Raw genomic sequence first — 22,958 nt, forward strand, 5'->3', positions numbered from 1 at the left:
ACTAAGCAACTCATAAAGTGTTATTGATCCGGCGTTTCGCCATGAAGGCCGATATTAATTGATCGACTATATTCTACCTATTCGTTGGCCCGGACAGGTCTACGTCGACCGGCGCAACCTTAACATACGACCGAAACCTACATACGACCGCGCGAATGACGGCAGGCCTGATAAGTTCGATGAAGCACCGCTTGAACCCAACGGTCGAACTTCAAATTGTAAGCAACTCAGCGACACGAACTTTCAATGCGTGGCGTATCTTGCCTAACGTAACAAGTTTAGTTCCCGTTGTTCCGGCAAGCACTTCGGCAGCGTCCGTAAAACCAGACTTGGAAATCACGACAGCGTGGGTACAAGAGAAGTGTTTGGCCCCTGCGACGACCTCTTGGATTGCACGGACCCCTACAGCATCGGCATGGTCCTTTGCCTGGACAGCGACTCGTTTCCGGTCGACCGTAATAATCAGGTCGACTCCGAAATCGCCCGTCCGAGCCGTGCCTTCGCATTGCAAACCCAGAACTTCTGCGACGGCCCTTATCTCGGCCTCGAATTCTAAGCCGTCGTTCGGAGGGACCGCGCGAGCCTGTGACGAGGGCCAATCGAAGCCTTCGCTCAAACCCACGACATGCTCCCACCAAAGCAAATTGAATCGGCCCGATACTTTGCTCGCGAGCGCTTTCTGTACCTTTTTTGTTTGTAGCGTACCGTCCGCGCGCCACATGGTGCTTTTCGAAACCACGCCAAGAACGATCTCATTATGCGTCACACATAATTCCACGATCTCGCGTTCAAACGGAAAGAATACATTTTCCGCCGCAGCAGCGAAGAGCAAGAGATATTCTAATTCTGGCGCGTCCGCGAAGTCACGAATATTCTCATAGATGTACCGCGCACACGTATCGGATGACAATTGGAGCAACGCGGGGTCTGCCTTGTGTCGAACTGTGTATCCCGCGCGAAAAGAGCCCGGCAAGAAATCAGTCGGGAAAAAAGCACTAAGACGCTGGCGGCGATTGTCGCAAGAAATGATGAAGTCCGCGCAGTCGATCCAGATCTGGTTCAAATCTTGGAGCGTTTGTTCGGTTAATCCTGCCTCTGAAAACAGTTCTGTTGTCGGAAATCTATAACGTCCCAAAGCCGCAACGCCGGCCGCATAATAACGTGCGAGCACGCCGATGCTTTCCGTACCAAAACCGCGGTCGAAATTCGCCGATCTCACTTTGTTCTTACTGACACTTAACATTCTTTCCTCATGTTATTGATATTTTAACGGGCAGGATTTTTGGATTTTGGCGAGAATCAACTAACCCAGAAGTTAGGCGCTCGCAAAACTTCTGTAAGTCGGCGAGCGCACAATGCCTGTGCCCGAATGCAAGCCTGCTGCGGAGGGTCGCATCGCAGGCCATGCCCGTTAGGAAAAAGAGAACGGCTCTTACGCAGTGTCCCCAATGCCCCTCCGGAGCGCAGCTGCGACAGGCGCGTCGCGCAGTTCCGCGTGTGGAGAGCCGCTTCAAATTGTCGGGGATTTACGCCGGTATGTCGAACGGCCGGTTGTGGCCGAGGCTAGTCCGACGCCCTGCGCCGGCAGGTCGGCCATAGCTGACGCTCGCCCTTTGGCGGTGCGGCGCTTCGATTCCGTGTTTGACCCGCGCCTGCAACTGCGCGATCACGCGCGCGAAGTACGTTACGCGATGACGCCGCCGCCCGCGCCCGACGACGCCGCGAACGTCAAAGGCATCTATATCCACGGGCCGACCGGATGCAGGTCGCGCCGCATCGACGATGCGAAGGAGAAAGTTGTTGACCAGACCAGAATGGGAGCTGAGTAACGACGTACGCGCCATGGGCGGGTCGATCCGACGTGGTCGGCCGAACCCGGCTTGCTGGTGCCATTAGCGTATGAGAGTCAGGGTGAGCTTGGCGACCTATCATTCGATGCGGTAGCTACCAGTCGTCTTTCCCACGAAATTATAGGCGCCCTTGTCCCCGGGTAGTTTTGAAACTTGCTGCCAGTCGAAATCTCCTCTAATTTCCTTATATTTACCCGTCCCGAACAGCATTACCGCTTTGCCAGACGTGGCACCAGCGGCGTGATTGAACGACTCTACGAAGTTGTCACCGTCCTTGTCGGTGAACACACAGTATCCGTTCGCGGGACCGGCGCTAAATCCAGACTCGATGCAGCGTGCAGTTACGTTGTGCATTAGCGGATTCTTATTATTAGACGTGAAAATCATCGCTGCTTCAGTAAGGTAGACGGACTCATCCGATCTTACGCTGGCGTCTTTTATGTCGCGCCAGAAGGCCGTGAATGTTGCGTCGATTGATCCCTGCTTCGGTATCGTCTGCGCGTGAGCCATGCATATCGCAAGCATTGGCGCAGTCACCGTGAGAAAAAATGCGTCCCAGAGTAATCATCTTGCACCTCGCAGTTGTTGCATTCTTTTTGTGGTCTCGAGTGCTTTGTGACCACGCTGAAAATGGTCTGCCCTTCACGTATGACCGGATGGATTAGAGAACGTCGCCATCACTGTTTGGCACGTCATCGAGAGCGTCATGGTTGCGCCTCCGAAACAAGCTCACTTGACTATTCGTGGAAAAACGTACGTACGCTTTTTCGCCAAGTAAATAAGCGGAGTTTGCGAAGCCCCTACATCCTGCTTTCAGAACATAGACGATGTAATGGTCTTAAGCAACTTGCGAGGATACGAACTTGCTGAAGGCGGTGTCGAACAGCCCAATGTTCTTGCCATGGTCCTGACGGATTCCGGTGTCGGCCGTTCGCATGAATGTTTGCTGTGACCCATGAACGGCTGCAACTGGCCGCGTGGCGCCCACGACCAACGAAGCGACTCGATCCGTTTTAGCTCGGTGAGATGCGCGTTTGACCGGCTTCAATCCGATGTGACAGCGGTCACCATCACGTGGGAAGGCTGCATCGTTTTCGACTGAAGCCGACGGCTCAGATAGGCACTGGCTGGGCCCCTAATTTGGCTGCGGTCTACAAATACACGACTAAGTATGTGGATTAGCAAGCATACGGAAAGATCCGCTCCGGGAGATGATGGGCGGCGAGGCAAAAGCAGTTATTGGTATTCCGAGCCTAGATAGCCAAACATGCCACGCCGTGGCATTGACTATCAGAAAACGCTTTCCAATAAACTAATATAATGACGGGAAATGTAAATTCAAATCCGCTGAATTCGAATCTATGAAGGGTTGCAAATCCTTTTGTTAGATCAATTCGGGATAAGAAAATGCGAGCGTGCATACATCGGGGCAGTAAAGAGATCGGGGGCAGTTGCATTGAGGTGGAGCAGTCCGGTCAACGCATCCTGCTCGACCTTGGGCTGCCTCTGGACGCGGAGTTTAATACCCCGCGATTCCTGCCGCCCGTGAGAGGCCTTGACGGAAGCGATCCATCCCGGCTCGGGATATTGATTTCTCATCCTCACCTCGATCACTACGGCTTGCTGGCCCACGTCTCCCGTGCGGTCAAGGTCGGCCTTGGGGCATCAGCCCGACGGGTATTGCGCGCGGCTTCCGATTTCGTGCCGGGAGAATGGCCATTGCCCAATGCAGGTTGGGACTACCGCTCGGGAAAAAGCTTCGATGTAGGGCCGTTCCGTGTCACACCGTATTTGGTCGATCATTCTGCTTACGACGCGCATGCGCTGCTTATCGAATCCGGAGGAAAAAGGCTTTTTTATAGCGGCGACTTCAGAGGTCACGGACGGAAGTCCGCTTTGTTCGAAAGGATGATTGCAGATGCGCCGCGTGACATAGATGCACTTCTGGTTGAAGGCTCATCGTTGAGCAGGCTAGACGCCAACGGGACATTCCCGACCGAGAGCGATGTGGAGACACAATTTGCCGATGTGTTTCAACAGACGCACGGGCTAGCCCTCGTCCACACTTCCGCTCAGAATGTCGATCGGATCGTCTCCATTTATCGCGCTGCGAAGCGGACCCGCCGAACACTGGTCATCGACCTTTATGCTGCTGCCGTTCTGGAGGCGACCGGAAACACCAACCTTCCTCAATCCCATTGGGACAGCGTGGCGTTATATGTACCGCACACGCAGCGGCTACACGTCAAGAAAAATTTCCTCTTCGATCTACTTTCGAAACATTCGAACAACCGCGTGTTCGAACGCGATCTGAGCGGCGCTCCTGATCGCTACGCTCTTCTTTTCAGGCCGCTTCATCGCAACGATCTTGAGCGCGCACGTTGCCTTGCCGGGGCGCACTACGTCTATTCTCAGTGGGAAGGCTACTGGGACCGAGGCATGTACGATTACTTGCGGGCGTGGCTAGAATCTCACAGCATTCCGAGAACTTGCATTCATACGTCCGGCCACGCATCGCCCCGAGATCTGAAGACCTTCGTCCAAGCCATCGATGCGAAACACGTCGTGCCTATTCATAGCTTCCGCCCTGACTTGTATCCCGATCTATTCGCCAATGTCGAGGCGCATGCCGACGGCGAATGGTGGCGCGTCTGAGCGAGGCAAGAGATCTTCCTACACGTTGTTTATTGAAAAGGATTAGGCAACACAATGGACATCAGTATTCGTGATAAAGAACCGAATTGGCTTCGTCACCTGAACAACATGACAGCTTTTGCACGTCAACGACATCAGCATCAGGAGCGGCTCGTCGAACTCGCCGAACGTCATTGCTATGTTCGTATTGGAGGCAACGGCTTCCGGCTCGTCTCGATTCATCTCGACAACCCATGCGGAAGTTTGTACGTTGATAATCGGGCGATCGGCAGTAATTCGTCACTCGACGCTGTGCTCGCCCAAGCGAAGGTCGCGAGCCACCGCGTCGGTCTTCCGGGCAACGGAAAACGCGAACATCGCGTACAGGCTAGTCTGATTCACTGCGCCCTCACCCAACCGGGCAAACTCGCATCCGTGCTGGGCTGCACAGCTCTTTTCGACGAATTGCTCTTCCTTTCCGACGAATTCCGTCTAGATGAAATTCGCGCTGATGTCATTGCCTTAGGACGGAAAGGATCGCAGTATTTTCCGGTTTTCGTTGAACTCAAAGCAACGCGCACTCTGAAGCGGGCGATCGAGCAACTCGAGGACATCACGCAGCGGATGGTGGAGCAACCCGACGCCATCGCTGAATTTCTCGCTGCGGCTTCGGGTATCCCCGCGGCTAACATCGAAATGACTCCGCTGCGACTGATCATTTGGCCGAGCCGAGGGAATGGCAAAGAAAGTGCGAGCGTGTCGATCGCACGCAGCAAAGGCTTCCACACCGTGGGCTTCAAAGAGCCCGCTCCAGGCACGTTCGAATTCGTATTTGAGTGCTGATGGGACAAGCATTCTCCCGTCTCGAGCGAGGTGGTCGATGTTGCGCGGTCCGAGTGTTCCATGTGGTTGTGCGTACGCCCGTTGCGATCCACGATGTCGCTGGTCAGGAATGTCGAACCGGGTTGGCAAATGTTCGAGCACGTTGGTCGCCAATGCTTTATGGAGGCATCATGATTCATTGTTTGACCGATACGGCCGGCCCCGGCACCACCTTAGCCTGCCTGTCGTGCCTGTCACGGATCAAAAATACAGCACAACGCGCCAGATTGATCGCATTCACCATCGACATGAACGAGACATTGACACAAGCCTTATACGACGAGTTTCCCGGTCTTTATGCGGGTCGTGCAAAGCCTCGAACCGACAGTTCGATGTGTTGGGGAATTCAGTGTGGCGACGGCTGGTTTGCACTGCTCCGAGAGCTTTCGTTCCAACTAATCGAATACGCCAATGCGCATGCCGACTACCGCCTTGAAGCGATTGAGGTCAAAGGAAAGGCAGGCGATTTGCGCTATGAGCTGGCCGTTGTCACTGATTGGACTACGACCTGCATCGCGGCGGCACGCAGTCGCGCTCGCGAAACCTGCGAGTTGACTGGCAAGCCCGGCGCATTATGCCGGCCAGCAAGGATGCCGCATCACGGTTGGGAGTACCGCGTGCTGTGCGATGCAAAAGCGAATGAAATCGGATATCGAAAAGTCACTGTAGATTCGATGTCTTGAAGAAACACCGGTCTTACGTCCAGCAGTTCGGAGTATCGAGCGTCGCTATCTGCAAGGTAGCGGTCGTTTGAACGACTTCAATCGGTAGTTGATGGATGTCGGAAATTGGGCCGGTTCGGGAAGTTCCGGAACGGATTGAATAAGTTGGGAAGCGACGTCCACTTAACCTTGCAGTTCGCTCGCACTTGTCCACAGCTTTCGTGGATAACCGTGTAGATAACGCCGACAACCAAGCGCTATGTCGCTGATACGAAACAGAAACCACAGACTGATGCGATGAGCGACACGACGGTGTTATGTCAAACGGCAGTTGAACCTGAGAAATCGGCGGATCGTACTGCTAGGAGCCCGCCGCGAGCGGGCGTTTTCATAACTGGCGAGGAGCCGGCCGTCGGCTCGGGCTTTGCCCGCGAAAACGATCTCCACGAAAGAGAAACGATGTCTGTGGATCGCACAACTGAGTTGAGTACTTCAGCCGCTTAAATCGGCGTCGTCAATATCATAAACGCGATCGGTGCTGAAAGAAGACAAAAGATCATCCCGGTCATCGTCTGCGAGATAACTTCTAAGAATATCATTGCCGTCCTCCTCAATCATCCAATTGAAGCGAACCTTCCTTTCGAAGGAGCGCCAATCTTTCATCATCTCCTCCACTTCATTCGCGAGGAAGATCGTTACAGCTCCGATCGCTTCTCAAAAGAGCGATCGGCCTCCATCGCAAGATCAATGATCTTAGGGCGAAGCAGAGTGTTTTGATCGAATAAGCAGACCATTTCGATTTTTTGAGGTGGTACTTCTTTTCCGCGAATGCATTTCGAAAATTAGCCGGTCCGCTCGTCCTACATGCATGGACCGTCGAGCGTTACGCTGTCCCAGTGTGCACTTTCTCGGGGTGCGATCGACGATTCTAGAGATGTCAATTAACATGCGCGGAGCAAAAAAATGAGCGAGTTCGACCCGGATCTTGACGAAGAAAGGGAACCGCGCTGGACGTCTATTCTCGACAACTGGGAGTCGAACATACCGCTTCTGGTTTTTGCTTTCCTCTTCCTCTTCGTGATCGCATCATCCGTTTCCGCCATCTTTGGCGCGGTCAAGCAAAGCAACGCACCCTTCTGGCAAAGCTTTCTGACGATCATCCCTTTCGTCGTCTTCATCCTTCTGACGCTCGCCTTTTCCACATGGTTTATCGCGTGTTTCACAGGCGAGCCGAGCGACGACAAGCGCCGGCAAAGCTTCCGGTTCGCGTACTCGTTCACTATCACCTCATTCGTCGTACTCATGATTCCAGTCGCCAATCCGTGGCAGCCCGAGATACTCGGACCGATCAGCCTGATACGGGGTTGCGTCGTGCCGGAGTCTGCCGCCGATAATTCCGTGCCGCGCGCAGTAAGCTGCGTCCGTGGCGAGGAGTCGTATTTTTCGACGGTACGATCGGGCAACCCCGCCACGGAGGGCAATGCATATCCGTGGCTCGTCACCATCGGCGGATTCAATGGCCTCGTCGTGGATACCGATCCGCCCGGCGGCCGCGCGCGATACAACGTGGTCAAGGGCGGTTTCGTCGTGCCCTTCTATGTCGTGTTGCTCGCACTGGTCGGCGGCGCAGTGAGTCTGACGCGGCGAATACCCGAATACCAGAAGCGAAGCGAGGCGCACTTCGTTCCCGAGGGAGAGATCACGGCGCTTTCCCAGCTCGAAACGCGCGAGGTCGTCGTCTTTCAGATCATGCAGCTGATCAGCGCCGGATTTATCGCGGTGGTTGCGTTTCATGCACTCTCACCAAACTCGATGAGCACTGCCATTGCGCTGTCCTTCATGTCGGGATTTGCGTCGGAGTTGATCCTTCTGCAAATTCGGTCGATCGTCGAAGGACTTCAGCCGAAGGCCGTAAAACCGTCCTTCGGGAGCAAGCCTGATAACAAAGGCGGCGACGCACCGCACACGCCCGTTGTTGCACCGCCTCGCGGCAACGACGCGGACCTGCAAAGCAGCGTCCGCAAGAACTAGACGTAACCAAACCGAAGAGTTCAACCCTCTGGTCCTGACGGGCAATCGATCCGGCCAGCCTTTCCTGTAGCGACGTTCGACGCGCATTCGACCGTCGCAATATGACTCTGAACGCGATGGAGGGAGACATGCTGAACCACACACCTGCAGGCCTCGATGAAGTAATCAGCACGTTCGGAAGTCTCGACGTACCCAACTTCGCGTCGCGTTATATCGTGCCTTTCGAACTTCCTTATCCGCTGTTCTACGATGGCAAGAAGGTCTTGCGCGCACGCTGTCATTATCTTCTCTGCGACAACTTCATCAAGGCGTTCTCGCTGCTACAGCGAAGAAACGTCGACAACTTTGTCCAGAACTATGGCGGCATCTATGCACGTCGCAGCATCCGTAATTCGCCCTCTCATGCTTCGACCCATTCCTGGGGTATAGCAATCGATCTGGAGCCGCACAAGTACCCGCTGGGAAGCAAGGAGCGCTTCCCGCAAGAAGTCGTCGATACCTTCAAAGAATGCGGCTTCTTCTATGGCGGGGACTTCAACGGACGAAAGGATCCGATGCACTTCCAGTTTGCGGCGCACTACTGATTGCAGGTTCGCAGTGCGCACCAGTGCTTCAACTTTTGGCCGGAGGTCCCATGGCATCGAATCCCGAAGTGCTCGTGTTCGCCTTGCGCGGCATTCTCGACACGGCTGTCCCGCCACCGTCTTTCGACGCCTACGCTCGCGAACTGAGCCGCTACAGTGAGACGGACATCCAGTCGATGCTTGGCGCGAGCGTCGCGGTGCGATGCGAATTCGAGGCTCCCAGCGACGGAATATCCGTACGGGGCACCGTGCTTCTGCGCATTGCGGAGCATGGCTTGTCGGAAGCGACGCATCGCACATTGAACGACACCATCGTGCTCGCAGTAAAAGGCGCATTCAACAAGACGCAGGCTCTCATGGCCGCCAATGTTCGACTGTCCGACCTTCAGGCGGTTCAGACGGGCGGTGGACCGCCGTTCAGGCACGGTACGCGTGCGCGCAGCCCGGCACGGGAACGGCGCGGCATCGGACTCGTCGTCGCATTGCTGCTCGGGATGCTCGTCAGCGACGCGCACTGGCTCATCGCACGCGATGCAAGGCACGAACCCGGTACGACGCTTAGCGCTACCAATGCGAGCGCTGCGACCGCTGCGTCCGGCAGCCCCGGATTCGAACAATTGCAAGCAATATATCTCCGTTCCATCGAACAGGCTGCCGTGCGTAAGCCGGGGATGCGCGTGCCGCTCGCGCCAATCGTGAGCGACCCGGTCCAGATGGTCACGTTCTCGAACAGACCGCCGGTCGACAGTCAGAACAAGCTTGCCAAACCCACATGGGTATCTCATCCCAGCGAACTCGTTTCACTCTGCCGGCGGTCCGCGGACTCGCTTCTCGCGGTGCAGCAGGCATTAGGGCTGCCGCCCTATCGATCCGCCAACGAAATGCAGAACACCAGAGCCTATGTACTGGAGATCAGGAAGGCCGATCTCTTTCGGCCTTGCGTGAGCAGCACTGACACCGCCACGTCCGCATGCGAGATGTCTCCGTCCGCCGCAAAGCCTCGATTGCAAGCCGATATCGACGATAGCCAGTACGTGATCGAGAAACTGTGGACCGCGCACAGCACTGGGTTCAGCGAAATCGGCTATCCGTTCACAGGGATGGGCTGGACCTACAACTGGAATCCGTTGTCGCGCGATCATATCGGCGTGTCGGAATATGTCGGCCGGAAAGACGCCAGCGTGAATATCAAGGCTGTGCTGACAGCCGATGAATTCTGCTCCGGCACCTATTAGCCCGTCAGAATCTTTACTCTGGAGAAGCGATAGTGAACGCCGTGAACCTGTCAAACGACGCTCATGAGAGCAATGCGGCATTGGCGAACGCAATCGAGCAATGCGAGCAGGCGCTCGATCGCATGCCGTATCGATGCTCTGAGTACGAAGCATTACTCATCGCATCCAGAGCGTTGCTCGAAAGGATCAAGGCGCGAAGCCCGCGGCGTTCGCTCGAAATCGTGATTCTGCTTCTTGGCGTGACAAGACTTGCGGCCAATGGTGCGGACCCGGAGCAGGCGCGCAAGCAATACGACAAGGCGTGCTCCGCCTTTGCTCATAGCGCGGGCAGCGCGAACCAGTACTTCTTCTTTCTGGGAGCACTAGGCGGAGCGGCCGTGATGATGCTTTTCGTGATGTGCGTTCTCTTGCTGCAGCATAGCGAGCCGACCCGCATATATCTCTTGCAGCTTGCCGATTCGGACATGTTCGTAGGCGTGAGCTTCTTCGCCCTTGCCGGAAGTCTCACGAGCCTGCTGATGCGACTGCGCAGCATCGATCTCGTCGAAGAGGATGATTTGCGCATGGTCGCGGTGACAGGCGCCCTGCAGCCCGTCGTCGCGATGGGGTTCATGTCGGTCGCGTACGCGATCATCGCGACAAATCTCATTCCGTTGAATCTCTCGGGCGCGAGCAAGTCCGGCATGATGTTCACGATTGCTTTCCTCTGCGGATTCAGCGAAAAGTTCGCACCCTCCTTACTGGACCGCGTCGGCGCGGCGTTGTCCGGCTCGCCGCGCAAGCAATAAGGACTCTGTGCGGTAACGCACATCGCGCTTTGATTGCGTCGTTGCCAAGCATTACCAACGCCTATCATTCACGACAACGTCGAGTTCAACACGTTCGCGACAGATGAGCCCACGCATCCAATACGATCCGTCTCGTCTTGCCTTGTACTCTCCCGAGGCGCGCCCGACTTGCTTCGAACCAGCGCGCGATTATTCGCTTTTGCAGATTGCCGTGGAAGCCGCACGGCTAGCCTATATCCGCGCGGAGACAGACGAATGGGCTCGCCTGGAACTGACGAATGCATTCGGTTCGATCGGATTCTCCGCACCGGCAACGTTCGCCGACGAGAAGACAGGAAGCGCGGGGTTCGCCGCATATCGCGCGACCGATGGGATGGCTATCGTCGCATTCCGCGGGACTCAACCGGACGAAGTATCGGATCTCGCGACCGACCTGCACGCAAACCGGCTGCCGTGGAAGCCGGGAATGGGCAAAGTGCATGCGGGATTCGCGAAAGCCGCTTCGAGTCTCGAAACAGCCGTTCGTGCCTGGTTAGCCGAGGAAGGCGCTGCCCGCCAGCGATTGGTGCTGACCGGTCATAGTCTCGGCGCTGCCATAGCGACGCTGCTCGCAACGGTCTTTCAGCCAACCGAATTGATCACGCTCGGTTCACCCCGCGTAGGCGATGCCGCCTTCGCCGCCTGCTTCGGAGGCCTTGAAGTCACGCGTCTCGTCGATTGCTGCGACGTGGTGACGGAACTTCCTCCTGAAGGCGCCGCCTACACACATATCGTCGACATGACGTACATCACGCGATCGGGCGCGATCGATCCGGTAATCGACCCGGCGGGCGTCGCGTCGGACCGGGCGAGCGCACGCAGCGAGTATTTTTTTAATTACGCGTGGAAGATCGGTAATGTATTGCTGCGCGATCTCGCGGATCATGCGCCGATCAATTACGTGCGAGGAGTGTTCGCATGATGCTGACGGGATACGTCCAGGCGAGCGAGCCGGGCATCCTCAAGGTTTGGATCGGCCTCTTCGACGCAGTGCCGCCGCCAGAGCCGCAGGTCTTCATCGACAGAAGGCTCGCCACGCCGCTCGCGCCTCCAGATATTCGACCGATTCGCGATCTCACAGTCGATGCCGGGAACAACCCAGTGAATCACCAGACGGTGCTCAGCTTCAAAGTCGAGAAGGCGTCGCGCCCGCACCAGATTCGCATCGAAGCCGGCGGTCAGTCTCATGAATTCGCAACGATGACGCTGCCGGAAGAAGTGCCGACGGTTCTCGAAGGCAGTTTCAACATATTGCTCTCTTCGTGTTATTCGCAACCGGAAGACAGAAGCGGTCTTCTCGGGACCGTCGTATCGCAAATCAAGGTTCAGCCCCATCTGACCGTGCTGGCTGGCGATCAGGTGTATCTCGACCTGCCGCTCGGCGAGATGGTGCCCGCGGCCAATCCGGATCGCGCTCGGGCGCTTTCGCAGAAGTATCGCAAGAACTGGCTCAGCGGCGCGCTCGCCGTGCCGGGGTTGCAAGCAGTGCTCGAGCGCGCGCCCGTCATCTGCATTCCCGATGATCACGAGTTCTGGAACAACTATCCGTTCGCCCAGAAGCAGTTGCCGGATACGTGGTTAGAGCCGTCGCGCCAACTGCTCGGTGACGTAGCGCGCTCGCTTTACGAGGACTATCAGATTGGCGGACCGCCCGGCGGAGCGGGCGGAGCCCGGCGTCTCGACGTCGATCCATTGCGCATGTTGTTCATCGACCTGCGATGCGACCGCGACAATCAGCTCGACACGCTGATGAGCGCCAGCGCAAGCGCTGCACTGACTCAATGGAAGGACGATCTGATCGCGGCGCGCAAGGCAAATCGGCCGGCGGTCGGCATGCTCGTTTCGGGTCAGGCGTTGTACGTCAATGCGCCCGTCGCGGAGTGGAGGAAGCATAGCATCGACGCGGAAATGCCTAATTACAAGCAGTTTTCCGCTATCGAGCAGACCATTGCGGAACTCTCGGGCGAAGGAATTCCGGTCGTCTACATGACGGGCGACGTGCACTGGGGCCGGGTCGCGCTCGGCACCGACGTGCGCACCGGCGCGGTGCTGTATGAAGTGATCGCGTCGCCGTCCAGGCTGTTGCGCGTGCCGCTTCTCGACACCGCGAAAGAACAGTGGAATAAGGCGAAGGGCATTTTCGGCGACAAGGACGATTGGCCGCGGCACAGCGAGCCCGAAGAACCGCCGCACTTCTTCGGGCCGAATGGATGCATTCGCGTGGGCGCGACAGGCTGTCAGCAGCGCGGTGATCAGGTCGCTATCGTCTCGTTCACGCGCGTCGGCAGCGGCGCCGACATGCAAGTGAGCTATTACGGAATCTCCGATGACAAAGCCCTCGCGCATTCGAACCAGTCGCAGCGGTTCGAACTTCGGATGCGCGATCCCGTATAGCGCAAGAAGATACTCAACTCACTAGCGAGTCTGAACATGCTAAAGCTAGCACGCTCGACATCCACCGATTCCAATCCTCACTTCGCTAAGCTCGAACGCGCGGAGGACGAGACCAACACCGCATGGGGAGAACGCGCGGTCAGCGCGATGAAATCCGGCGGTCCGGAACGGTCTACCTATATCGTTCTGCTTGGCGGCTCGGACACACTCGCATTCCGCTTGCGCGTTGCGCAATCTCACGTGCGCCCGGACATGCTGCCATCCTTCTGGTCCGAATCGATTCTCGTCAATCTGCAAGGCAATACGCTCGATGGAGCGAAAGCGACTCATGTTCCGTTGCATCAGCCTGAAGGCCCGGCCTTCGCGGCTCGTGTGAACGGCGTGGTGGAACGTCCGCTGATCGACTTCGACGACCCGAAGCGCTATCCCAACATCGCGGTCGTTGCCATGCCCGTCAAGCAGAACGATGTGCTCGAAAAGGTGGAACGCTTCAAGCAATCGCGCTCGACGCTCGATGCACTCGAACACGTCCTGCGCTGGCTCGCGTTTGCGTGGGGCGCTGCGCGAACGCCGAATCCGCTTCACGAGAACTATGGCTTGCCGTCGACGTGCATGATCGAGACCGTCTGCGCGGCGGCCAATTTCGATCTCACGCCTGGCCTCGAATCGCGCGCGTCCTGTCCCGAAGCGATATGGTCGGCTGCGAGCTACTGGCACGCGTACTTCGCGGAGTTCAACGGACGCGAACCGATCGGCCGATACTGGACGCCCCACTCTTACCCGATTCAGGAGCCGGGAACTTCGCCGAGCCAGGCTGCGCCGGTTCCTCCCAAGCGGGCGCGTGTCGCAAAAGCGGCTCGAACAGATCATCGGTGATCGTGGCCCAAGAAAGCGTCGATTCGCAGTATTAACGTCGGTCGCCTAATCCGACACGAGCATTAGTGTCGAGCTCAGAGCGACAGTGGGTCACACCCGCAGACGGCTGTCGGAGAACAGTCGTTTACCGGACGTCATCAGCAATTGCTATTGCCGCCGCACTGAACGTGCGTATGAGTTGGCGAATCCACGAAACGGCCATCCGATGCACAAAGCCCTAAGTGGCGGCAGCTCGCTATACTGCCCACGGTCAAGAAGGACTGGTCGAACGTCCGCTAAGGCCGATTATGCCTAGCCGTTGATTATGGAAAGAAGCTGGGTCGTTTGTGGACAGGGTCTGTCAAGCACTGGGTCGGCGGCGGGCTACGCTATCGAGAACTCGACAGAATTTCAATATGAAAAGCTTCGCATAAGGCCGAGGCGCCAGCGCTCGCCGTCATGCGGGGCACTGCGATCAAGGGTCACTCGTCAGCTCGTTTCACGTAAGCCTGGCCTCGAGACCCGTTCGACGCTCACCCGTCATTCCGACGCTACAAATCGGATCTAGGCCCCGACTGGGAGCAAAATTCGATGGGGCGATTCACTACTTTGCGAGCGGGACGATGGCGAACATTGTTTCGATATCGAGATGCCTGCGCGCCCATGAGGCCGTCATAGCGGTGAGCTACCTAGAACAATTTTTGGGCGCTGAGGCAATGCGCTCACCGCCTGCTGTCGACCCGGGTACGCCAAACCGTTCTGAACGTCGTCTGCTAGGACCTGCAAAGATCGCGTCCAGGCGGCCACAGCACCTGCGGGCATGGTGGCTCACAGTCAACGCCCACGTCAAAGGGACCTCGATCTACTACCGAGATATCTTGCTTGCGCATGACTTCAGCATCTCGACTCCCCCAAGCTGATTCAAACGGGTCACTGCTTCCGATTCGAGTTTTGCCGGTGCGACGGGCCACGATGGCGATGCTTTGGACCGCGGGAAAACGACAAACACCATGTTGCCTTGGGGAGTCCCCGAACCGGTTCTCGGGTTCGGATTGTTGCCCCCCAATGCGGTACCCAGCGCAATCGACATCTCGCCTAAGGTCGCGTCGGACGGGCCGATCTCGGCTACGATGAACGGTGAAACTTTCCCGTTGTCCAGGTTGAATGCGTAGCCGGCGTCGCCGAGCGTTCCTGTTCCAGAAAGCCTATTAAACTTACCGGGGAAGACAAGATATGGCACCGTGGCCGCATTCACGTACTTCGTCGGATCAAGGTCAGACTTTTGAGCATCCTTCAATGAGGTCTGAGAGACGAAAAATCCTTTGAACTCCCCGCTTGGTTGGATATAGCCGACGTTTTTGTTGTGCGGGTCCGGGACAATCGCCGAGCGCCACCAGTCTTGAGACGGGTATCCACCATTGGCTGGGCAATCCAATCCCCTAAAGCCCGTATCTCGGATACAGTTAAGCCCGACGTCATCAGGATGGTAAGCGTTCGGCGCTCCGTCAGCGTCTACCTTCGCATGGCGTACCACGAACACGTATGAGCCAGTCTGTGGCTCTTTCAACAACTGCACTCCGTTATATACTTGCCACTTCTCAAAACGACACACTTCTTGTGCGTGTGCGACGCATACTAACGAGAACAGTGCGGCAGAAAGGAAACAGCGTGTCATGTAGGCCTCTGCGCTAGTCGCGTTGTATGTTACGAGCTGCTAACGGTATAGACTCTGAATCCGAGATATGCGAATGCTTAATTGTTCCGGTACTACGGCGGAGCATCGCCTTCAACATAGCAACGTTGGGATCGCGGTCCTCAGGACAGAGTCGTCTGTGAGGGATCCTTCCAACGCAGTTTCCTTTTGAGAGACTACGAGCTTGATTCGGACGAGTCCTTCCAGTTGAGTCTCGCCAGTGTAGGCGTTCAAGCCTACGGTGTCTTCGACAGAGCAAATCTAGGGCAACTGGCGGGCACCATCATTGAGATTGCCAAGGAAAACAAGATTCACCCAAACGATATCTCCATCATTTCCTCTCAGGAAACCAGGCTGTTTATCTTGCCGACAACTCCGTCTTGAGCCATGGCGAGACTGCTGGCTTGCCGGGATTCACCGGTGCGTCCCCCGGCGACCGGATCGACAAGCAAGGCAGCTATTAGACCTGGGGCGAGGTAACGTCAGCCGGCGATGTGCGCGCATTCACTGACTCTCTCGTGGGCGTCAGGGGGCTCTTCGACGCTCCGTATCACCGCGTCCTCATGCTCGACAACTTCGCAAGCATGGGAGTGGGTAGCGCCTCCAGCTCGACGTGGGGGGCGTTCAACATCGACTTCGGCAACCCGACGTCCGCCCTCGGCAATACGCAAGTCATCGCCTATCCGTACCCGAACGAGACGGACGTTCCGACAGATTGGTTCGTCAACGAAATCCCGAGTCCGTTCGCGTCCGCGCCGCAGTACAACCAGACCTACACCGGTTACCCGATCACTATCCAGTCGGGCCTGAATAATTCGTTTTGCGTGGTACGGGCACTCATGCGGCGAGGGCAGTACGGCTGAGCGTTTGAGTAAAGCGAGAAGGACGAGGGCGCAATAAAACCGCAGCTTTCTGAGGATCATGCGCAGGTTGTGGCCGGCACCGCACAGCACCGCGTGAATCGCGTCGCCGAGGGTGCCTTTGAGCCAGTTCCGATCGAGTTTTCCGTCCGCCTTCATGTGGCCGATGGCGGGCTCGATCGCACTGCGCCTTCGGATCATCGCTCGCAGCCCGCGCGTAATACCGCGCCTCAATCCTGGGTGATAGATCTTTACGCCGTCGACAGCCACTCCCTTGTAGCCACGATCAACGATGGCGACTTCCGGCTTCACGTCGCTCAGGATCGCTGCCTGCTCCAATGCCTCGGCCAGCGTGTGGCCGTCGTAGGGATTTCCGGGCATCGAGCGAGTGCCGACCACGAGCCCCTCCTTGTGGGTCGTCGTGATCGACACTTTCACGCCGAACTCGTAGGGCTTGCGTGCCTTACCTTTGGCTAGACATTCGACTTCCGGGGCGTGCAGTGCGTACAGCTTGTTCTTGTCCTTCTGCTTTTGCGACAGAATTCGTTTGGTGCGGCCAATCAACTCTTGCAACGCGCCTTGGCTGCTATCGCTCGTCGAGCTGAGTTGGCGTTCGACGTCACGCATGACGCGGCCAACGCGCGAACGCAACGTGCGCAACGCCTTCTTCATGCGCTTGTATTGCTTGGCGTGTGCGTACCGGCTGATTTGGTCCCCGATGGGCGGGCAAATTCCCCCACCTGTGGGCACCTCGAAATCCCCCACCTAGAGACACGCGGAGCATGATGCTGACGCGGTCTGGCAGGACGTTACCGTGCACCTCTCGAAGAATGAACAAGAGGGGTGGCTGGAGTGAACGTCTTGAAGCCGCATCTGCAAACAACCATCGCCACACTCGTCGCCGCGGGCAAATGTCAGCGGGAAATCGCCCGGGTTACCGGGGTTGATCGGAAGACGATTCGCAAGTACCAAGAGCAATTCGCAGCGGCGCAAGCAAATTCCCCCACGGTGCCCACCGGCTCCGCGCTGCAAATTCCTCCACCATGCCCACCGACAAAGGGCAGCCAGATATCAGCTTGCGAGCCTCACCGGGGGTTCATAGAGGCTCAGTTGTGGCTTCGGCGCAATGCCATGGCCATCTACCAGGATCTGGTGGACCGATTCGGCTTTGCCGCCGGATACGACAGCGTCAAGAGGTTCGTCCGGACAATGCGTCGGCACGAGCCGGCCCAGTTCGACCGGCTGGACTTCATGCCTGGCGAAGAGGCGCAGGTTGACTATGGCGAAGGCGCCCTGACCAGGGTGCCGGGCACCAACCGATACCGCAAGCCCCGGCTGTTCGTAATGACGCTGCGTTACTCGCGGCGCAGCTTCCGCCGCGTCGTGTGGAAGTCCAGCAAACAGGTCTGGGCTGAACTGCACGAGCAGGCCTGGCGTCACTTTGGTGGCGTCACGCAATACGTCGTTCTGGACAATCTGAAGGAAGGCGTAGTCAAACCGGACCTGTACGAGCCGGAGCTCAATCCAGTGTATGCCGCCATGCTCGCTCACTACGGCGTAGTGGCGGACCCAGCCCGCGTACGGGATCCGAATCGCAAGGGCACCGTCGAGAGCGCAATCCAGCACACCCAGGGCACGGCCCTGAAGGGGCGACGATTCGAATCGATCGAGGAGCAAAACGCCTTCCTTGATCAATGGGAATCGAACTGGGCGGCCAGAAGGATCCACGGCAGCACCCGCCGCCAGGTTCAGGCGATGTTCGAGGAAGAGCGCCCCCATCTGCGTGCCTTGCCCGCACGCGGCTTCGAATACTTCATCGACAAGGTCTACACGGTCTGCGACGACACATGCGTACGGGTGGATCACAGCAGTTACGCCGCCCGACCGGCTCCCATCGGCAGCCGGGTGCTCGTGCGCAAGTTTGCCCGTCGCCTGGAAGTCCGTAACCTCCAGACACAGGCATTGCTGCGCACGCACGTTCTGGCCGACAAGCCGGGATCGGTGGTGTTGCCGCAGGATGAGCGACCGTTCAATCCCTCTCGGGAAACGCGCCGCATCCTGTTGCAGGCAAAGGCGATCGGGCCGTCCGCCGAGCGTTTGTGTCAGCAACTGTTCGACACCGAAGGACGAATCGGTCAGCGCAAGCTCTGGGGGCATCGTCGGTCTCGTCCGTCGGTACCCCCGCCGCCTGATCGATTCGGCGTGCGAGATCGCCATGAGAGAAGGTGTGACCAGCTACAAGCAGGTCAAAGCGCTGACCGAGCGTCTGCTGGAGCAGGCGCTGGCTGACCTGGACACGCCCCTTCAGGGCGAACTGCCCTTGACTCAGGAACATCACCTCATCCGGGACGGCGACGACTATGCCGACCTGTTCACCCTCGGCGCCAGTCATAGCGCCGCCATGTCATCACCCAACGGAGATCTCCCTTGAGCATGAGCCTCGCTGAAATTGACCGCGCCCTGCGCGAACTGCGTCTGTCTGGCATCAGCGCGACGCTGGAAACCAGGGTGCTGCAAGCCCAGGCCAGCCAGCAGCCGTTCCTCGAAACCTTCTCCATGATTCTGCAGGACGAGCTCGATCGGCGGCAATCCAGGCTTCTCGAACGACGTTACCAGCAGTCCGGTCTGGACGAGCGAAAAACCTTGAGTGACTTCGACTGGTCCTTCAACCCCAAAGTACCTCGTCGGGCTTGCTTCGAGTTACACACCCTGAAGTTCGTCGCCGACAGCGACAACGCATTGCTGATAGGAAAAACGGGCACCGGCAAAAGCCACGTCGCCAAGGCCATCGCCTACAACGCCACCCTGCAGGGAATGAAGGTGCGCTACGTCGAGTCCGACACCGTGTTCGCCGGCTATGCTGTGGAAACACGGGCCGATCAGGACCGTCTGCTCAAGGCACTCGTTGAGCCCGAACTCCTCGTGCTTGACGATCTGTTCCTCGCCAAACGCATCCCTGATGCCGCAGCCGAACTGCTGCAGACCCTTGTTCACCAACGATACAAGCATCGCCGCAGCATTCTCGTCACATCCAACCGCATCGTCCAGGACTGGGGGCGCTACCTTCGCGACAGCACCATGGCCTCGACGATTCTTGACCGTCTCCTGCATCGCTCCAAACTACTCGAGTTTGAAGGAAAGAGTTATCGCCTCCGGGAAGCAGCGACCAGGCTTGCCGTCACTGAGGAATCCGACGCATAATCCACTGGTCCTGCCTGGGGGAATTTAGCCGCCCACAGGTGGAGGAGTTTGAACTGCCCATCTGGGGTGAGCACCATCGTCGACGCAACCGCGATCCCGTACGCGGCGGCCAGATTGTCCGATGACCTGAACGCGACGACAAGGAGGAGCACCGCTACAAAAAGTACGCCATTGATGAACGGAACGTAGATCTGTCCAATCTCATGGCGGGAAGTATGGATCACTGTCATGCGCGGAAGAAAGCCGAGCTGAATGGCCTGCTTGGTCATTGAGAACGCGCCCGATATCACGGCTTGCGACGCGATAATCGTGGCTGCCGGCGCGAGCACGACGAGCGGCCCGAGCGCCCAGGAAGGCGCGGCTTCAAAGAAGGGTTGGGACGCAGCGGCGGGCCGCGAGAGCACGAGCGCGGCCTGTCCAAAGTAATTCAAAAGAAGGCTTGGCATGACCAACGTCAGCCACCCGCGACGAATCACCCCTCCGCCGAAGTGCCCCATATCTGCATAAAGTGCTTCAGCACCCGTCAGCGCAAGAAAGACGCAGCCCAATACAACAAAGCTGGTCCCTGGCGCGTGGCCGATGAAATTCAGCGCATACGCGGGCGAGACTGCGCGCAGAACGACTGGGTTCATCGAGATTTGATGAAGCCCGAGCAGAGCGAGGACTGCAAACCAGACCAACATCACCGGGCCAAATAAAGCGCCTACCGAACCCGTGCCGCTCCGTTGGGCCTTGAAAAGACCGGTCAAGACGATAAGCGCGACCGGGACGGTCCATCGATCAAGGTGAGGCGCGACCAACGTCATTCCTTCCACTGCGGACAAGACTGAAATCGCCGGCGTAATCATGGAGTCGCCGTAGAACATCGCCGCTCCGAACACGCCGATCGCAAATAAGGCCGACTGATATCGGGGTGTAACGGCTCGGGTGGCCAAAGCCGTGAGTGCCAGAATCCCGCCCTCACCTTCATTATGAGCGCGCATCACGTAGTACACGTATTTCAGCGTCACGATCACAATGATCGACCACAGAATGAGCGACGCTATGCCGAATACGGTAAGCGCGCTAACTCCGCCAGCAGCCTTCAGACTCTCCCTGGAGGTATAGAGCGGACTCGTGCCGATGTCTCCGAACACGACACCGATGGCGCTCAACATCAGGCCAGATTGTCGTACCGAGCGGCGGTTAGGGGCTGCGTCGCGCATGGTCGTGTCACGCCGCGAGAGCGTGCTGCGAAGGTTCGACAACGTTGGCGGTCTGACGATACGTCCGACCTTGCCATACCAGGCACGCCCGCGGATCGTCGCTCAGATGGATAGACTCGATCACGCCAACGAGGATGCTGTGCGAGTAGCCATCGAATCGCTGCGCGATCCTGCAGTCCAGGGCCACCAGCGCGTCGGAAAGCAGCGGCGCGCCGTCTGCTGTTTGATGCCACACCGCGCCTTCGAAACGAACTGCGCCCTTACGGCCGTCCTGACCCGCGAAGCGATTGGCGATCCACGCTTGCTCGGGCGAAAGAACGTTCACGCCGAACCGACCTTCGGCCAGGATGGTGTTGTGCGCGCTTGCGGACGCATTGATGCACACGAGTACTGACGGCGGCTCTGCAGACAAGCTGCACATCGCCGTCGCGGTCAGTCCGCAACGCGCGTCACCGCGACCCGTGGTGATGACATTGACCACGCCAGCAAGACGCGACATGGCCTCGCGAAAGTTCGTCTGAAATTCCATTTCCCGCTCCTTGATGGTTGGTCCTGTCCACGCTGCTACTCGGGCGTTCCCGGGTTTTTCGCAGGCAACCCTAAAAAGGCAAGGGACGTGCCAAAAATAAATTCGCTCTCAAGCCACTGAATTTAATGTATTTTTTTCTAGATGCAGCTGCTGACTCTCCATTGAGTGAACGCCGAGTCTCAAACGCGCGACTGACGTGAGACAAGGGCCAGACCGTGCGTGCGACGCTTCTGCGAGAAAAACGCAGAGGGCGCGTGACTCACGTCAACGCGCCCTCTGCTTAAAGCTCTGTTTTGAAGCGTTACTTACTGTCCGACTACCGCTTCTTCCAACTCCTCAATTTGTTCCTGTCTGGCGGCCACTGCAGCCGTACCGATCGGCGGCCCCGGGAAGCGGCGTCGTTCGAGCCCGAACCAACCCGCCAGGAGCAAGACGAAGAGACCGATGAAGTAGTTGATAAGGATTTCAGTCGGAGGCTGCAAACCGGCCCACACGATAAAGACGCCACCGACGACCGCCACGATACCGCAAGGCTTCGACCAGATACCCAGGCGGAACGGCCCGTACGTCCGGTTTTTCGCGAACATCGCCGCCAGAATAGCCATGCCATAGCAGATCTGATAAAACAGCGCGGTACCGGCCGTCAGCGCTGCAAACGCGGACGAGTAGAGCGTGACACCGACACCCGCGACCGCGCCAAGCCAGATGGCCGGTGCAGGCGTGCGGAACTTGTGCGAAACCTTGGCCAAATACTTCGGCAGCCCACGATCACGCGCAAAAGAGAACAGCGCTCGCGAGAATCCCGTCATGCAGCTCGCACCGCACATATAGACCGAAATCGTGATCGCCACGGCGACGAAGTGCTTGAGCCAGGTGGGTGCAACGACTTGCTGATACAGCGTCAAGAACGCATCCGGTCCCTTCTTTGCAATCGCGGCCGGGTCCTGCATCGCGAGGCAGAAGATGGCGAACAACACGATGCCAAGAATCACTGAGAACAACACCGAGTTCTTCATTGCCTTCGGCACAGCACGCGCGGCGTCCACCGTTTCTTCGGAAACGTGAGCAGACGCGTCGTAGCTCGTGACCAGCCACATCGGCAGCAGCAGCGCGTAGCCGTAGATGAGCAGCGTGTTAGTCGTGTGAGGCACCACGTCGCCACCTGCTGCGCCCGTATTGTTCACGAAATCGAAGAGATGCATGAGGTTTTGCGGGTGGATGTTGTAGAGCATGATCCCACACAAGGCCACGGCACCGACGAACGTAATGTAGGCTCCGATCTCGATGAGGCGAGACAGGAATTTCACACCTATGTGATTAAATATCGCCCATGTAATCATCAGCACCGACACGCCGAGCAACTGCTGCCAGTAGCCCCATTGCGACGTATCAATGTGGAAGATCTCGTTGAGAATCATCTGATTAAAAACCAGATACGTCGCCACTGCGGTGCCGCCCATTGAAAAGACATAGGCCAGCAAGTTGATCTAGCAGGCTGTTGAAATACCCTCTGCGC

At 57.6% G+C, this 22,958-nt stretch carries 20 protein-coding genes and 2 pseudogenes; 14 read left to right on the forward strand and 8 right to left on the reverse strand.

Translation table 11 applies throughout. The annotated features are described in order from the left end of the window. Positions 1-211: 211 nt before the first annotated feature. The gene (locus tag LY284_RS35325) at positions 212-1,243 is read right to left on the reverse strand and encodes a restriction endonuclease (protein ID WP_050878656.1); all 1,032 of its coding nucleotides are present in this window, start codon (positions 1,241-1,243) and stop codon (positions 212-214) included. Positions 1,244-1,637: 394 nt separating this feature from the next. On the opposite strand from LY284_RS35325, the gene LY284_RS35330 reads away from it, so the two are divergent. After that, on the forward strand, positions 1,638-1,829 hold the full coding sequence (locus tag LY284_RS35330; protein ID WP_175582578.1) for a hypothetical protein: 192 nt from the start codon (positions 1,638-1,640) through the stop codon (positions 1,827-1,829). A 99-nt stretch (positions 1,830-1,928) separates the two neighbouring features. Here the strand turns inward: LY284_RS35330 and LY284_RS35335 are convergent, their stop codons facing one another. Continuing rightward, positions 1,929-2,360 (reverse strand): hypothetical protein, encoded by a 432-nt coding sequence (locus tag LY284_RS35335; protein WP_233391772.1) that lies wholly within the window; start codon positions 2,358-2,360, stop codon positions 1,929-1,931. An 897-nt stretch (positions 2,361-3,257) separates the two neighbouring features. Between LY284_RS35335 and LY284_RS35340 the strand changes: the two genes are divergently transcribed. From LY284_RS35340 to LY284_RS35350, 3 genes are all read left to right on the forward strand, one after another. Then, positions 3,258-4,505, forward strand: a complete 1,248-nt coding sequence (locus LY284_RS35340; RefSeq protein ID WP_255725284.1) for an MBL fold metallo-hydrolase — start codon at positions 3,258-3,260, stop codon at positions 4,503-4,505. 54 nt (positions 4,506-4,559) lie between these two features. Continuing rightward, positions 4,560-5,327, forward strand: coding sequence for a hypothetical protein (locus tag LY284_RS35345; protein WP_014253324.1), 768 nt, complete (start codon positions 4,560-4,562; stop codon positions 5,325-5,327). Between the two features lie 170 nt (positions 5,328-5,497). Next, positions 5,498-6,049: a hypothetical protein gene (locus LY284_RS35350; protein ID WP_148276329.1), complete on the forward strand. Its 552-nt coding sequence runs from the start codon at positions 5,498-5,500 to the stop codon at positions 6,047-6,049. Between the two features lie 471 nt (positions 6,050-6,520). On the opposite strand, the gene LY284_RS35355 is transcribed toward LY284_RS35350, so the two are convergent. Then, the gene (locus LY284_RS35355) at positions 6,521-6,694 is read right to left on the reverse strand and encodes a hypothetical protein (protein WP_233391777.1); all 174 of its coding nucleotides are present in this window, start codon (positions 6,692-6,694) and stop codon (positions 6,521-6,523) included. A 297-nt stretch (positions 6,695-6,991) separates the two neighbouring features. Between LY284_RS35355 and LY284_RS35360 the strand changes: the two genes are divergently transcribed. The 7 genes from LY284_RS35360 to LY284_RS35390 all read left to right on the forward strand — a co-directional run bounded on the left by LY284_RS35360 (position 6,992) and on the right by LY284_RS35390 (position 13,975). After that, the gene (locus LY284_RS35360) at positions 6,992-8,059 is read left to right on the forward strand and encodes a hypothetical protein (RefSeq protein WP_233391778.1); all 1,068 of its coding nucleotides are present in this window, start codon (positions 6,992-6,994) and stop codon (positions 8,057-8,059) included. 128 nt (positions 8,060-8,187) lie between these two features. Next, complete coding sequence (locus LY284_RS35365; RefSeq protein WP_233391780.1) at positions 8,188-8,643, forward strand: M15 family metallopeptidase; 456 nt, start codon at positions 8,188-8,190, stop codon at positions 8,641-8,643. A 68-nt stretch (positions 8,644-8,711) separates the two neighbouring features. Beyond that, positions 8,712-9,878, forward strand: coding sequence for a hypothetical protein (locus LY284_RS35370; RefSeq protein WP_233391782.1), 1,167 nt, complete (start codon positions 8,712-8,714; stop codon positions 9,876-9,878). A 32-nt stretch (positions 9,879-9,910) separates the two neighbouring features. Beyond that, entirely contained in the window at positions 9,911-10,666 is a 756-nt protein-coding gene (locus LY284_RS35375; protein ID WP_233391786.1) for a hypothetical protein, read from the forward strand. A 103-nt stretch (positions 10,667-10,769) separates the two neighbouring features. Further along, positions 10,770-11,627, forward strand: a complete 858-nt coding sequence (locus tag LY284_RS35380) for a lipase family protein (protein ID WP_014253317.1) — start codon at positions 10,770-10,772, stop codon at positions 11,625-11,627. Next, on the forward strand, positions 11,624-13,099 hold the full coding sequence (locus LY284_RS35385) for an alkaline phosphatase D family protein (RefSeq protein ID WP_014253316.1): 1,476 nt from the start codon (positions 11,624-11,626) through the stop codon (positions 13,097-13,099). The genes LY284_RS35380 and LY284_RS35385 overlap by 4 nt, the downstream gene beginning before the upstream one ends. Positions 13,100-13,135: 36 nt before the next feature. Beyond that, positions 13,136-13,975 (forward strand): hypothetical protein, encoded by an 840-nt coding sequence (locus LY284_RS35390; RefSeq protein WP_233391788.1) that lies wholly within the window; start codon positions 13,136-13,138, stop codon positions 13,973-13,975. An 844-nt stretch (positions 13,976-14,819) separates the two neighbouring features. Here LY284_RS35390 and LY284_RS35395 read toward each other — a convergent pair. Further along, complete coding sequence (locus LY284_RS35395; protein ID WP_375294344.1) at positions 14,820-15,530, reverse strand: hypothetical protein; 711 nt, start codon at positions 15,528-15,530, stop codon at positions 14,820-14,822. A 285-nt stretch (positions 15,531-15,815) separates the two neighbouring features. Between LY284_RS35395 and LY284_RS35400 the strand changes: the two genes are divergently transcribed. Continuing rightward, positions 15,816-16,031 (forward strand): hypothetical protein, encoded by a 216-nt coding sequence (locus LY284_RS35400; RefSeq protein WP_233391798.1) that lies wholly within the window; start codon positions 15,816-15,818, stop codon positions 16,029-16,031. 479 nt (positions 16,032-16,510) lie between these two features. Here LY284_RS35400 and LY284_RS35405 read toward each other — a convergent pair. Continuing rightward, positions 16,511-17,218, reverse strand: a pseudogene (locus LY284_RS35405) (transposase); the annotation flags it as partial. Between the two features lie 141 nt (positions 17,219-17,359). On the opposite strand from LY284_RS35405, the pseudogene istA reads away from it, so the two are divergent. Together istA and istB are read left to right on the forward strand one after the other, a co-directional pair. Then, positions 17,360-18,938: pseudogene (istA, locus tag LY284_RS35410) on the forward strand (IS21 family transposase). A gap of 2 nt (positions 18,939-18,940) precedes the next feature. Further along, a complete protein-coding gene (gene istB, locus LY284_RS35415; protein WP_233392088.1) occupies positions 18,941-19,708 on the forward strand; it encodes an IS21-like element helper ATPase IstB in 768 nt (255 codons plus the stop codon). On the opposite strand, the gene LY284_RS35420 is transcribed toward istB, so the two are convergent. The 3 genes from LY284_RS35420 to LY284_RS35430 all read right to left on the reverse strand — a co-directional run bounded on the left by LY284_RS35420 (position 19,651) and on the right by LY284_RS35430 (position 22,923). Continuing rightward, complete coding sequence (locus LY284_RS35420) at positions 19,651-20,913, reverse strand: KUP/HAK/KT family potassium transporter (RefSeq protein ID WP_233391800.1); 1,263 nt, start codon at positions 20,911-20,913, stop codon at positions 19,651-19,653. The genes istB and LY284_RS35420 overlap by 58 nt on opposite strands. A 7-nt stretch (positions 20,914-20,920) precedes the next feature. Then, a complete protein-coding gene (locus LY284_RS35425) occupies positions 20,921-21,442 on the reverse strand; it encodes a flavin reductase family protein (protein WP_233391802.1) in 522 nt (173 codons plus the stop codon). 305 nt (positions 21,443-21,747) lie between these two features. Beyond that, on the reverse strand, positions 21,748-22,923 hold the full coding sequence (locus LY284_RS35430) for an APC family permease (protein WP_233391804.1): 1,176 nt from the start codon (positions 22,921-22,923) through the stop codon (positions 21,748-21,750). Between the last annotated feature and the right edge of the window lie 35 nt (positions 22,924-22,958).

It is taken from the genome of Caballeronia sp. PC1 (assembly GCF_021353155.1).
GTDB classification, from domain to species: Bacteria; Pseudomonadota; Gammaproteobacteria; order Burkholderiales; family Burkholderiaceae; genus Caballeronia; species Caballeronia cordobensis.